At 50.2% G+C, this 12,039-nt stretch carries 12 protein-coding genes; 1 reads left to right on the forward strand and 11 read right to left on the reverse strand.

All coding sequences use genetic code 11. The annotated features are described in order from the left end of the window. Positions 1-65: 65 nt before the first annotated feature. Complete coding sequence (locus SFC07_RS05840; protein WP_411207295.1) at positions 66-1,043, reverse strand: ABC transporter substrate-binding protein; 978 nt, start codon at positions 1,041-1,043, stop codon at positions 66-68. Positions 1,044-1,230: 187 nt separating this feature from the next. On the opposite strand from SFC07_RS05840, the gene SFC07_RS05845 reads away from it, so the two are divergent. Then, complete coding sequence (locus SFC07_RS05845) at positions 1,231-2,343, forward strand: magnesium and cobalt transport protein CorA (protein WP_411207296.1); 1,113 nt, start codon at positions 1,231-1,233, stop codon at positions 2,341-2,343. Positions 2,344-2,350: 7 nt separating this feature from the next. Here SFC07_RS05845 and SFC07_RS05850 read toward each other — a convergent pair whose 3' ends face one another. The 10 genes from SFC07_RS05850 to SFC07_RS05895 all read right to left on the reverse strand — a co-directional run bounded on the left by SFC07_RS05850 (position 2,351) and on the right by SFC07_RS05895 (position 11,931). Continuing rightward, entirely contained in the window at positions 2,351-4,111 is a 1,761-nt protein-coding gene (locus tag SFC07_RS05850) for a CotH kinase family protein (RefSeq protein WP_411207297.1), read from the reverse strand. A 35-nt stretch (positions 4,112-4,146) separates the two neighbouring features. Beyond that, on the reverse strand, positions 4,147-4,860 hold the full coding sequence (locus SFC07_RS05855) for a DUF4956 domain-containing protein (RefSeq protein WP_411207298.1): 714 nt from the start codon (positions 4,858-4,860) through the stop codon (positions 4,147-4,149). A gap of 21 nt (positions 4,861-4,881) precedes the next feature. Further along, the gene (locus SFC07_RS05860; RefSeq protein WP_411207300.1) at positions 4,882-5,700 is read right to left on the reverse strand and encodes a polyphosphate polymerase domain-containing protein; all 819 of its coding nucleotides are present in this window, start codon (positions 5,698-5,700) and stop codon (positions 4,882-4,884) included. A gap of 167 nt (positions 5,701-5,867) precedes the next feature. After that, a complete protein-coding gene (locus SFC07_RS05865) occupies positions 5,868-6,728 on the reverse strand; it encodes a hypothetical protein (protein ID WP_411207301.1) in 861 nt (286 codons plus the stop codon). Between the two features lie 43 nt (positions 6,729-6,771). Next, a complete protein-coding gene (locus SFC07_RS05870; RefSeq protein ID WP_411207302.1) occupies positions 6,772-7,638 on the reverse strand; it encodes a prenyltransferase in 867 nt (288 codons plus the stop codon). Next, positions 7,631-7,957, reverse strand: coding sequence for a lycopene cyclase domain-containing protein (locus SFC07_RS05875; protein WP_411207303.1), 327 nt, complete (start codon positions 7,955-7,957; stop codon positions 7,631-7,633). The genes SFC07_RS05870 and SFC07_RS05875 overlap by 8 nt, the downstream gene beginning before the upstream one ends. Further along, positions 7,954-8,295, reverse strand: coding sequence for a lycopene cyclase domain-containing protein (locus SFC07_RS05880; protein ID WP_411207304.1), 342 nt, complete (start codon positions 8,293-8,295; stop codon positions 7,954-7,956). Before SFC07_RS05880 ends, SFC07_RS05875 begins: the two co-directional genes overlap by 4 nt. A 2-nt stretch (positions 8,296-8,297) precedes the next feature. After that, positions 8,298-9,956 (reverse strand): phytoene desaturase family protein, encoded by a 1,659-nt coding sequence (gene crtI / locus SFC07_RS05885; protein ID WP_411207305.1) that lies wholly within the window; start codon positions 9,954-9,956, stop codon positions 8,298-8,300. Beyond that, entirely contained in the window at positions 9,953-10,849 is an 897-nt protein-coding gene (locus SFC07_RS05890; RefSeq protein WP_411207306.1) for a phytoene/squalene synthase family protein, read from the reverse strand. Before SFC07_RS05890 ends, crtI begins: the two co-directional genes overlap by 4 nt. Beyond that, positions 10,846-11,931 (reverse strand): polyprenyl synthetase family protein, encoded by a 1,086-nt coding sequence (locus tag SFC07_RS05895; protein ID WP_411207307.1) that lies wholly within the window; start codon positions 11,929-11,931, stop codon positions 10,846-10,848. Before SFC07_RS05895 ends, SFC07_RS05890 begins: the two co-directional genes overlap by 4 nt. Positions 11,932-12,039 lie beyond the last annotated feature (108 nt).

Below are 12,039 nucleotides of genomic sequence, written 5' to 3' on the forward strand. Positions count from 1 at the left end.
ATGGAGTTCTTTCAGGCACGAGGATCACTATAGACCGGGGTTTGATTAGTGGGGCTGCGGTGATCCTAAGGCTGTGCGGATTTAACAACCTTGAGGAGATCATCAAGAACGGCTTGTCCACCCAGTGGGCCAACTCCCGTAATCCACATTGCTTGATCCACCACTGCGATCTGCCCCTCGGGGTTTACTCTGCCCAAGGCCTCCCGGATTCCTTGGATAACCTCATCTTCTTGGGTGGGTGTTGCTGAGGTAACCAACACTAGATCGGCTGCTGCAGTGGTGAGGTTTTCTGCCGATACATCCAGGGAAATATCCTCCCAATCATGCTCAGGGATGGTATATCCTGCACATTCCAGGGTGGATCCGGCAAAAGACGTGGGGCCATAAAGGCTGTAGATGGCGTCGCGCGGACGAATTAACTGCGCTGTCCGCTCCCCTAGGTGCAGTGCTGAAATTTCCTCGGAGACTTGCGCACAGCGCTGCTCATATTCTTCCAAGAGTTCGCTTCCGCCGGCCTCATCGCCAACAACATTGGCCACCATTTTTACATTGTCTTGCCACGGGTCTGCTTGTGAAGCCATATATACCGTGGGTGCCACGGCGGAGAGTTTGTCATAGAGTGCCGAATGACGGCTTTCCGTTCCGATAATTAGGTCCGGCTCTAGTGCTGCAATTGCCTCAACATTAGGTTCCGCAACGGTTCCCACCATGGCAATATCTTGTGCCTCTGCGCCCAAATAATCTGGAATACCGGTGGTTTCATTCAGAACAGCCGCTCCCACAGGAATGGTGCCCAGTGCTACCAAGGTATCCAATTGCACAGGCTCCAATACAACTACTCTTTGTGCAGTGGCTGGAACGTCGGTGACACCATGGGCATGAGTAATTTCTCGAGTTTGAGCCATGGCAGGCTCACTCGCGGGCTCACTGGCTGCTTGACTGCTTGAATCAGTGGCAGAACATGCGGCTGCCAGCAGCGTTATGGAAGAAAAAGCGATAATGGTCGCAGTATTTTTGAGTGTTTTGCTAGGCGAGAATTTCATAAGGTGAGCCTAACCTAAAAGGATTTCCCACGGAAGCTTTTTGTGTAATTTTTCCTGGGGCATGTTTGGTATGACCTTTTATGTTGGGAAAATGCCGTATTTTTTGGCCCTGAGTAGGTCATTTCCCAAACTATCGACGATACTGGCTTAATAGTATGAGCAGGTCGAAATGATGAAGGAGTTGAGAATGCCAAAAAACTACGACACCAACGGGGCGATTCGCAGACGCGATATGCTCCGTCGGAGGTATCTCCCCAACTCCACTCCGGCCCCAGAAGAGGTTTCGCCCCTCACCCGTTATGTCACCGATGGTGTACCAGTGCGTCCACCACTTGGAGCAACGGTAGCCGATGGCCTCGTATTTGCCGAAGGTGCCACCAACCGAATGGTGATGTCGCTCTATCCCGCTCCCTCCAAACCAGCAATTGAAGAACTGGCAGAGGCATGGGACCTCCACCCCACCATCGTGGAGGACTTGTTGATCGGCCAGCAGCGCCCCAAGCTGGATCGATATGAGGACATTACCTTTATTTCCATTCGCTCGGCACGCTATATCGACGCCCGCGAAGAAGTGGATTTTGCCGAATTCCACATCCTGATGAAGCCACAGGCTATTGTGATCCTGTGCCAGGATAATCAGTGGATTGATGGCAGTAGCCCCTCAAACTTCAGCGATGTTAGGCACATTGACCCCCGGATTAGAACCCTGCTTGGCGACGCCGAGCTTTTGCGTTTGGGACCCCGTGCGGTGGCTTATGCGTTGATCGATGCAATTGTGGATGGTTTTGCCCCAGTGCTGCGCGGTATCGCAATCGACCAGGAACAGATTGAACGTCAGGTATTCTCCGGCGACGCCGCCGTAGCCGAACGTATTTATAACCTGTCCCAGGAAATTATCGATATGCAGCACACCACCAGCTCAGTTATCGAAGTTGTGCAGCGCCTCAACAAAGACTTCATCCGCAGCGGTATGCCCGAAGAACTTCGCGCCTACCTTGATGACGTTGCCGACCACCTCACCCGCGACAACACTCGCGTCACCGAATACCGCGAATCGCTGTCACAGATTCTGAGCGTTAACGCCACCTTGGTGGCCCAGCGCCAAAATGAAGATATGAAGAAGATCTCCGGTTGGGCCGCTATTATCTTCGCCCCGACCTTGATCTCCTCCATATATGGCATGAACTTTGATCTCATGCCGGAACTGCACTGGGCCTTTGGCTACCCCATGGCACTCATTGCCATGGTTGGCTTTACCGTGCTGCTCTACTGGATCTTCAAACGCAGTAATTGGATGTAAAGCAGCTTTATTCTGCTGTATCCCGCAGTGCACTTAAGGCTTCCGTTCGTGTAGTAACCCACTCACGAACAGTACTTACCTTGGTTGCAATATCTTCAGCGCTAACTGAATCACGGGCTGGAATGGACGCCGCGATTTCGTCGAGAAGCGTAGTGGCAGTTCCTGAACCATACATTTGTTCATAGAGATCCCAATAGGCTTGCTCGTAAATCTCGGTGAAGGCATCTGATGCGAGGAAACGTTCCTTAAGTTCATTTCCGCTCATCATGCCCCCGCCCATGCCACCTTCAGTATCGGTTTCCTCTCCCATACCTGCGGGACGTTGGCGCTGGACCTGGGTGTCCGCAGCCTCATCCGTGGCAGCAACTGCAGCTTCATCAGTAGTTGCGGTGGTATCAGTGCCAGCAGCCATATCCGGCGGAGTCATACCGGCAGGCAAGTCCGCTGACACAGCCGTATCGGTAGTAGCAGCATCAGCGGTTGTGGCATCAGCAATAGCGTCAGTTGCCGTAGCATCTGCGCCCATCATGCCACGTCCCATGCCACCGCCACCTCCCATGGAGACCTCATCATCGGGGCCTGCATCAGTAGAACCTGACATGGACATATTCAAATCCCAGGAAACAACGCTGATCAAACCAGTGTCATAGTCGTACCAAAGGTAGTAGTTCTTGCCAGGTCCGGCCATATCATCGGAGTTCACCAGCAAGTTCTGAGTTGCTACATAACGGGCAAAGCTTTCCACATCGACATAGTCAGCCAAGTGCGCATCAAACTCCTCATCCGATGCAGTATCCAACCACTTCAGGAGATTAATAATGGGCTGAATATCGCCATTACCTTCATCGTTAATTTGGGTGAATTGTCCCTCATAATCAGTTTGATCCTCACCTTGGTAGGTAAAGGAACTGGAAGCATCGGCCTTAAAGAGCACACCATTTCCAAGACTGTCGGCGTAGTTTTCATCCGGAATCTCGATGATGAGGCGGGTGGTGGTTGCCGAATCATTAAGGCTAAAGGACATAAAACTGGATTGCTGAGTTGCTTGTCCCGTAGCGTCGGTCAAAGCTAGCGCCAAAGCCTCATTAACCACGGTGGTACCAGGGCGAATGGAAAGCTGGCTCATGCCTTGGTACACGCGACCTTCTTCATACTTATCAAAGCTGATCAAGAAGGGCCAGGTGCTGGAGTCATTGATGTCCAAAGACATCATTGCACCGCCACCAGCCCCACCGCCCATACCGCCACCCATTCCGCCGCCTTCAGCCATTTGGGCTTGGAAATTGGCAATATCTTCTTCGGTGATGCCTTCAGGTAGCTCCATGCCTTCAGGCATGGCTGGCATCTCAGCAGTGGCATCTTCACCATCTTCAGTGGTCTCATCGGTGGCAGCGGCACCAGGTGCGCCACCGCGGCTTTCCCCACTTAGGCTTTGTAGCGTGGAGTTTCCTTTGAGGCGAATACCCACATCTTCAATGGTCACGCCATCAATGGTGATGGTTGCCTTAACCCAGGTTTTGGATCCGTCCTCTTGATAATCAGCAAGCATCTCATCAAGGTTTTCTTGGGAGACCTGCAAGGAGACTTCGTGCTGCACCGAGGTATCAAAAAGATCCACATTGCCTGCGCCCACATCAATAGTGGAGGTTGCTGCGGCCGTCGCTTGTACTTCTTGGGAGGAGATATAGGGAACAACCTGTACTCCTCCGATTACTCCGCCCACCACGGCAATTGAGGCTGCGGTTCCTAAAAAGAGGCGTCTATTCATCCTCCATTTTGCAGATCGGTAGATAGGCATGGTGTTTACACATCCGTCTGATCATGGCCGGTGAGCACCGCTGCCTTTTGGCCAAAGTTCACATCGCGCAGCTTGTCTACCAACTCATGTGGCTTGACGGTGTTGCGCATTTGGGCAGTGTAAAAGAATTCAGTCAGTGCGCCACCGCGGACAGATTCAGCAGAGACCAACTCGAAGCTGGTGCAGTGTTCAGCAAGGATCATTTCAACCTCTTCGGCATAGGACTTACCGGAGTCTGCAAGGCCATCTGCAGGTACCTGCACCTTGATGATCTGGCGCTGAATATTGGCCTTAAACCAGTCGAAGCGGTACATAATAAGCAGCACAGCACAGACAACCACGGTGGCAGCGATAGCCAAAACATAAAAGCGGGTACCACAGGTCATGCCGATTGCCATGGCGAGGAAGAGGAAGCCCACATCGCGGGTTTCTTTCACGGCATTACGGAAACGGATCACCGAGAGCGCACCAACCAGGGCGAATGCGCGGGCAATGTTGGAGCCAACCACCAACATGATGATGGCGATGACCATGCCGACCAGTACCAAGGTCTGAACAAAGGACTGGCTATAGGAGATGTGGCGGTGAGTTTTTTGGTACACCACGCCCACAATGGAGGTCAGCACGAAGGAAAGTACCAGGGTGATCAGGACGTCGATCACGGAGAAGGTTCCGGAGAGGTCCTGAAAATCAAAAATTGAGGCAAGATCAGTAGTCACGATTTTTCTTTCTTTAAGTGTTTAAAAAACTTGTTGCACAGCGCCCATGGCAGAAGCCGGGCGGCGGTCAAAAGCTTCGATAGTTTCGCAGTATTTGGACATGCGAATAACTGACATTTGCAGCTGTGCTGTCATATCGGTGAGCCAAAAAGGAACTCGCTCATCACATTTGATTTCCACAACAGCCAATTGCTGGTCCACAGTGGGACGGTCATCCAATTCCTGACCCAGCAAAAAGTCGCGGTCCCGCCCAGCAACACCGTGGTCAATGGTCACGCGCGCACCACTTTCGGTATCCACACCCACAAATGCCTCGCGGCGATAGGTGGTGGTGGCAATGGGCCGCAATTTATAGTTCTGGGCAAATGAAGCCATTTCCCGGATCAATGCGTGCTGGTTTTCTGGGGCAATTTCAAGCAGCTTGTCGACGCCTACCGGTGCGCCTACCGCACCACCGGTGCTATCGCCCAGCGCCAGTGCGTGGAAAAAAGGAAGATCAAGCCGGCGCTTTTGAGTAACTTTGTTGACTCGCTGTTTAATCTCCACGGAGACCGTGGATTCTGGAGTTAAAACTCCATCTCCATAGGTGCGGATGCGGAGTTTGCGCCGGAACTTCAGCCCCTCAATTTTTTCTTGATAACAGCGCAGATCCGGGGAGTCGAAGTAGAGGGATTCAACTCGGTATCCCCCCGGAGGCGAAAGCGGATCGATATACATCCGGGACTTTAGTTTTTCCCGAAGTGCCGGAACATCGCTTTCGGCGACCAGGTACTTGATCTCGTACCTATTAAAACGGTGGGGTGCGGTTTTCACCCCCGACAACAGTGTTTGATTGCTCATGCCAATAAGCATGGAACACCTAAATGGAAGTAACCTGAACGTTTCCTGTGAGGAAAGCTGAAAGGTGTTCCCATTTAACACCCAAGTTGATTTAAATCAGTTAAGTTGCCATTCATGCGCTGTTCACCTGCTCACAGGCACTTTTTAATCCACTAAGTGCGAAGATCTCAGGAATTAACCGCTTCCAATACCTCGATGCGCAGCATTGTCTCAAAATCATCAAAAGCAGGCGCAATTTGTGATTCCACAACCTGGAAAAGTTCTGCGCGTGGTGTTGGTTCATAGTCCATAGCTATTTCCAGCACTGGATTTATACCTGCGCGCCAATGCGAAAAAGTACGTGTCAGATGAGCAATTTTGGCGGCGTTAGAAAGAGCATCACCGGCAAGAGCGTAATTAGAAAATCCAGACATGGTGATGTGAGAATTGCTTAAAACTCGAATTTCAAAAGGTGCAATAGCTGCGTTCCCCTGCTCCAACAAGTCCACAGCATCACTTAGAAATGCTGCATTAAAAGCTGCCCCGGAGTAGAGAAGTTTATGTTTTTCTTGAGCAATTCCCACGGTCCAGGCGTCGCCAAGCAAACTACCTAGCTCATCAGCAACCGCAACTAGCCCGCCCACGTCGCCGCGCACCCGCATATCTATTTTGTGCGTGCCATGCACGCCAATCCACTCCACCTCAGGGCGGATGAGCAGCGCAATGGCTTCAAACCACTGCTGCTCAAGGCCTCCATAAACCTCGATCATGGTGTTGTCGATGAGGCCGAGTACAAAACCTGGGTTGAAGGTGGGACCGGCGCTTGTGCTTTGTTGCTGCAGCAGGGCGCAGGTGCGGCGCAGATCCTCCATGCTGGAGCCGGTGGCAGGCAGCTTGGTGTGCGCAATATATTTGATTTCTGCGGTGTTGATATCTGCTGGAAATTCTAAAACGCCCAGTTCACCGCGCGCTGGACCCCACTTGATTGGGAGGCCCGCTCCCCTGGCCTCTTTGTGGAAATCCTGCACTAATTGAAAAACTGTTCTCATTAGAAAAAATGTATCACCCTAAAAATTAGGACCTGCCATCTCCTCAGATCAAGCCCACAACTGCCTGCAAAATAGTGATGCTGACCAGAGCCCCAGTGATGTAATTAAGGATCAAAAATACCCGCCAGGCAGCGCGCGAGCTTTCACAACTGGCATCACTAATATTCCAAAAACGCCCACAATTGATCACATAAACCACCGCAGCGATAGCCACCACCCAGGCCGGATTAGGCAGAAAAAATACTAAAAGCGCAGCGACCGCATAAAGCAGCGTGGCAATCCTGATTGCGGCCCGTGCCCCACAAACAGTGGCTATAGACGCCAAACCGGCCTGCCTATCTGCAATAACATCTTGGACCGCACCCAACACTTGACTTCCCATACCCCATAGGAAAAAGGCCACAATGGCAATCCAAAAATCACGAGTAGGGGTTGCTCCGGTCATTGTCGCACCGACTAGAGCCGGGGTAACAAAGTGTGCAGCTGAGGTAATCGCATCAAGCCCAGGCTTTTCCTTAAACCTTAAACCAGCAGCCGAATATGCAATGAGCGCAAAAACAGAGATTGCCAGCCACAATGCGGAAGCCCAAGTACCGACAGCAAAAAGAATAATGAGGAATGGAATTGTGCTGAGCACCGAGGCCCACAACAGCAGCCCATGGTATTTCTTTGCAACTACTGCTCCCTCAACACCTCCTTTGCGCGGATTCCTAATATCTGATTCATAATCAAAAACATCATTGATGCCGTAGAGCGCGATGTTATAAGGGATCAAAAAGAAAAACGTGCCCAGATAAAACACCCAATCTAAGGTTCCGCCATTAAGCACATATGCCAAGGCAAAGGGAAAAGCTGTGTTAACCCAACTAATGGGCCTGGAGGCGGCAAAGATGACTTTTAGGCTATTCATTTTTGCCTTCCCTTTTGGTTGGATCTTGGGTTGACTGATGGTCTGGCAGCCACAATGCGGGGATGATCAAAGCCGCAAAAAGTGGATAAAAGAGATCCTCAATGGGAATCCGGCCAATCATGATGCCTAAATGGTGGCCGGCACCAAATCCAAAAAGGCCTGCCCACACCATGAGATTGTCAAAAACAATAGTGAGAACCAGCAGCATTGATGCGGTCATCGCGAAAACTGCCAGCAGTTTAGGAATGCGCCGCAGCTTGAGCAGGAAGATGGTGGTGCCAAAAATTAAGAAGGGAATGCTGATGAGCAGATAGGTCATTTCTCCCCCTTTATTGATGGAAGGCGCAGTTTTAAAAAGCGCGCTACAGCAGTACTTAAATTGAGGGTGAGGTAGCAAAGGAAGAAGAGAAATATAGGTTCTTCCAGTGGCATATGCGGAGCTAATTCAACTCCGGTCATAAAGTCGGATTGACCCCGATAAAAAGTACCGGTGACAATTCCCAATCCATCCCACAGCAGAAAAGCCACGAAGGCAATGGTGATAACTAGTGTTGCTCTGCGAGCATCTCTAAAAAAGGCTAATTTCCAATTAAAATCGCAGATCACCATGCATCCGCTAAAAAGTAGCAAGGCACCCAGGTAGATGAATTGGAGCATGTTTAGCCCAACCCCGCTAAAGGTCCCGGTGAGGTATCTGCATGGATTCGCTTAATCACATTTTCTGCAGAAATGAGACACATTGGTACTCCCACACCTGGCACTGTTGTAGACCCTGCGTAGTACAAACCTGCAACCTTTTTCGAGGTATTTTGTCCCCTGAGGAATGCTGATTGATTGAGGGTGTGAGCTGGCCCAATGGCACCGGCTCGCCAAGAGTTATAGCGCTCGACGAAGTCTGCCGGACCAATGGTTTTTTGCACCAGAATTCTTTGTTCAAAGTCAGGAATGCCAACTTTTTGCGCTACCTGGACAATGGCTGCCGCTGCAATATCTTGTACTGCCTGTGATGGCTGATGCCCATAACAATCACCATGGCCTAGATCTGCTGCCGGTGGGGTGGGTACCAAAATAAAGAGGTTTTCTTGACCAGCGGGTGCTACCTCCGGATCTGTTGCAGACGTCATACACACATAAATGGACTGGGAGGCATTAAGTGGCCGGTCGCTGCGGGGACCTTCAAAAACTACAGAAAAATCCTCATCCCAGTGCTCACTAAAAATAAGATTATGGTGTTCTAGCTGCGGAAGTTTTCCCTCTACGCCAAGCAGCACTAATACTGCGCCAATTCCTGGATCGCGCTTTTCCCAATACTTTTCTGGGTAGGTACGCAAAGAAGGTGGCAGCAAGAAGTTTTCCGTGTGGTGGAGATCAGCTCCTGAAACTACAAAATCCGCTGCAATATTCTCGGCGGTGCCGTCCTCATTAACTACAGCAACGCCGGTGGCATGGGTAGCTTTGGTTTTCGCGCTGGTTTTTGCGCCGGTCTTGGCCGCTGGACTGGTGCTGCTGTTGGTGCTGGTCAGAATGGAGGTGACGGCTGTGTTGAGGCGAATTTTTACCCCATTGTCCACTGCGATTTTGTGGAATGCTTGAACAACTGCGCTAAAACCGCCAAGTGGATATTGCACACCTTGAATGAGATCGGTGTGGCTCATCAAATGGTACAAAGCTGGCGTTTTATCTGGACTTGAAGATAGGAAAACTGCTGGATAACTAAGGATTTGGCGTAAACGAGTGTCTTTGAAACGAGTGTTAACAAACACCTGCATGGACTGGGAAAGCAGGACTAGAAGCTTTCCGGCACGACTGAGAACCTCCGGATGCAAAATGGGACCCAGAGCGCTAAAAGTGGTGTACAAGAATCTTTTGATCGCAATATCGTAGGTTTCTTGAGCGCTTTCAAGATATTCGCGCAATTGGGCACCTGCGCCAGTTTCGATAGATTCAAAAAGCTCAATGGCTGCTTCCCTACCCACGGGAATATCTACCGGTTGCTGGTCCCCTGAAAAAACTCGATAACCGGGATCGAGTGGTTTCAACTCGAGTTGTTCTGCAGTGCTTGTACCCATGAGTTCAAAAAAGTGATCAAAGGCTTCGGGCATGAGATACCACGAGGGACCGGTATCCCAGCGGAAACCGGGGTGGTGAGGATCGGAATAGTCCCCGGCGCGTCCGCCTACCTCCCCATTCTTTTCTACGATGGTGACGGCAAAACCATCTTTAGCCAACAAGGCTGCAGTGGAAAGTCCTGCGATTCCAGCACCGATGACAACAGCATGTTGTTTTTTGGTTGCTTGGGGTGATGGTGAATGCGTCATTGTTTCTTCTCCATACTCATCTTCAGGGCTTGGGGTACTGAACGCACGATGATTAACATTTTGGTTTTTTGGGGAACGCTAATTCTTTTGGTTTTTAGCTCTGCTGCGGTGATGTTGTTTATGCGATTAACTAATTCCGCAAAAAGTTCAGTTGCTGCAATTACACCAGCTCGTGCCTGGAGTGGAAGTTCTGGAATTACTTTCTGAGCAGCACTAATCTCTTGACGGATATCTAAAATGAGTTCTTGTTTTTCAGTCTCATTAAAATCCTTTACTCCTGGGAAATAGGAGCGACCCAGTTCTTTCTGATCGTGGCTAAGGTCGCGTAAAAAGTTAATCTTTTGGAATGCTGAGCCTAGGGATCGAGCTCCATGTTCTAACCGTTTGCACTGCTCTGGGCTAATTTCTTGATCTTGTAAGAAGATGCTCAAGCACAAGAGTCCAATGACCTCTGCAGAGCCGTAGACATAGTCTTTAAACTCGCGTGGATCATAGGTGTTTTGATTCAGGTCGCGGCGCATAGAGGCAAAAAATGCTGTGAGTAATTGATTATCAAAATGGCAGCGCCGTGCTGTTTCCGCATAAGCCTGCAAAATGAGGTCGGTATGGAAATGCTGCTGTGGCGCCTCAAGGACAGCTTTTTCATAATTGTCCAGAATCTCAGCTACCTCTGCCACGGAATTTCCACCCGCGGTAGCAGTGCCATCAACAATTTCATCCGCGATGCGGACCACTGCATAAAGATTACGAATATCGCGACGTATGGGCTGGGCTAACAAAGTGGTAGCCATGCCGAAACTTGTGGAATAGGTTCCGATAACTTGGTCTGCTGCTTTGGTGGCGGTGCGGTCATAACGCAACAGCGCTTTATGAAGAAAAGAAGAAGAATTCATGTGCGCCTGCCTTCGAGCGAATCCACCAATGCATTTAGTAAAACTGGAACTTCGGCTGGGGTAAATGCAGCGATTTTTAGGATTTGATCCCTGCATGCTCTCGAGGTTTCTGCGATGGTATTTTTCAGAAACTTTTCTGCTCCACATTCACTGAGAAGTTCTTTTAACTCTTTAACATCTTCGCTGTTGGTGTATTGATTTCCAAAGTGGGGTTCGATGTGGGGCCAGCTGGCAGTATTCCTGGCGAAGGCCACAATCAGTGTCTCCTTGCCTTCTCTGAAATCTGATAACTCATCCTTGCCGTGTTCTTTGGGGTCGCCGAAGGTGGAAAAGAAATCATCTTGCAATTGGAAGAGTAGACCTAAATCTGCGGCGAGGTCGGCAAATTGCGCTCCTTTTTCAGTGCTATAACCGGCCAAAATAGCTGCGCTGCACATTGGCAGCTCAAAGGTATAAGTCGCTGTTTTTAGCTGACTCATTTCTTTAACGGTACTGGGCAGCGGTGAGATGACTTTTTTACTTAGGCCCACATCCAAAAACTCGCCAATGATGGATTCAGTGATGGAATGCTCAAGGAGATCTAAGAGCGCCAAGCGTTTGTGGTGTGGCAGGTTGAGGCGCGCAAAAATTTGATGGACTTCTGTTAGTAGAAGATCACCAATCAAGATTGCACTCGAACTCGCCCACTCTTTGCGTTCAGCGTGTTGGACAGTTACCTCATCATGGCCTAGGAAAAGGGAGATAAGGTTGGGCCTTCCACGCCTGATCACATCCCCGTCGATGACATCATCATGGATAAGGAAGGCAAAGTGGAGTAGTTCGATTGCCGCCGCAATGTCTACTACCTGTGGCCAAATATCCTTCTGACCGCCGGGAATTGTCGATGCGGTAGTTCCAGAAAGTGCACTGTATAAGTCAATGAGCAGTGTGGGGCGAAGTAATTTTCCGCCCTGGGCTGAAAGTGCTGCCAGCTTGAGTGCCGTGCCAAAACTTGGATGATATCCCTCAGCGGTGCGGATTATTTTCCCAAAGATGTGAGACAGTTCTTTTTCCACCGCGCTAGAGGTACATGCTGGCTTCACTATTTGTGTACTCCATGGGGAGTTTCCAAGAAACAAATCCTTCTCTCCTCCAGGTAGGCCAGAGTGCGGTTTTGTGACTGCCTCGAAAAACAACCACAAAATATTAAG

This window comes from Corynebacterium callunae (assembly GCF_046592015.1).
GTDB lineage: Bacteria > Actinomycetota > Actinomycetes > Mycobacteriales > Mycobacteriaceae > Corynebacterium > Corynebacterium callunae_A.

Coding starts and splice junctions, on each gene's coding strand:
- SFC07_RS05870 (WP_411207302.1), bottom strand. CDS start 7,638: ATGAATAGCCTAAAAGTCATCTTTGCCGCCTCCAGGCCCATTAGTTGG.
- SFC07_RS05875 (WP_411207303.1), bottom strand. CDS start 7,957: ATGACCTATCTGCTCATCAGCATTCCCTTCTTAATTTTTGGCACCACC.
- SFC07_RS05890 (WP_411207306.1), bottom strand. CDS start 10,849: ATGAATTCTTCTTCTTTTCTTCATAAAGCGCTGTTGCGTTATGACCGC.
- SFC07_RS05880 (WP_411207304.1), bottom strand. CDS start 8,295: ATGCTCCAATTCATCTACCTGGGTGCCTTGCTACTTTTTAGCGGATGC.
- SFC07_RS05850 (WP_411207297.1), bottom strand. CDS start 4,111: ATGAATAGACGCCTCTTTTTAGGAACCGCAGCCTCAATTGCCGTGGTG.
- crtI (WP_411207305.1), bottom strand. CDS start 9,956: ATGACGCATTCACCATCACCCCAAGCAACCAAAAAACAACATGCTGTT.
- SFC07_RS05865 (WP_411207301.1), bottom strand. CDS start 6,728: ATGAGAACAGTTTTTCAATTAGTGCAGGATTTCCACAAAGAGGCCAGG.
- SFC07_RS05845 (WP_411207296.1), top strand. CDS start 1,231: ATGCCAAAAAACTACGACACCAACGGGGCGATTCGCAGACGCGATATG.
- SFC07_RS05860 (WP_411207300.1), bottom strand. CDS start 5,700: ATGAGCAATCAAACACTGTTGTCGGGGGTGAAAACCGCACCCCACCGT.
- SFC07_RS05840 (WP_411207295.1), bottom strand. CDS start 1,043: ATGAAATTCTCGCCTAGCAAAACACTCAAAAATACTGCGACCATTATC.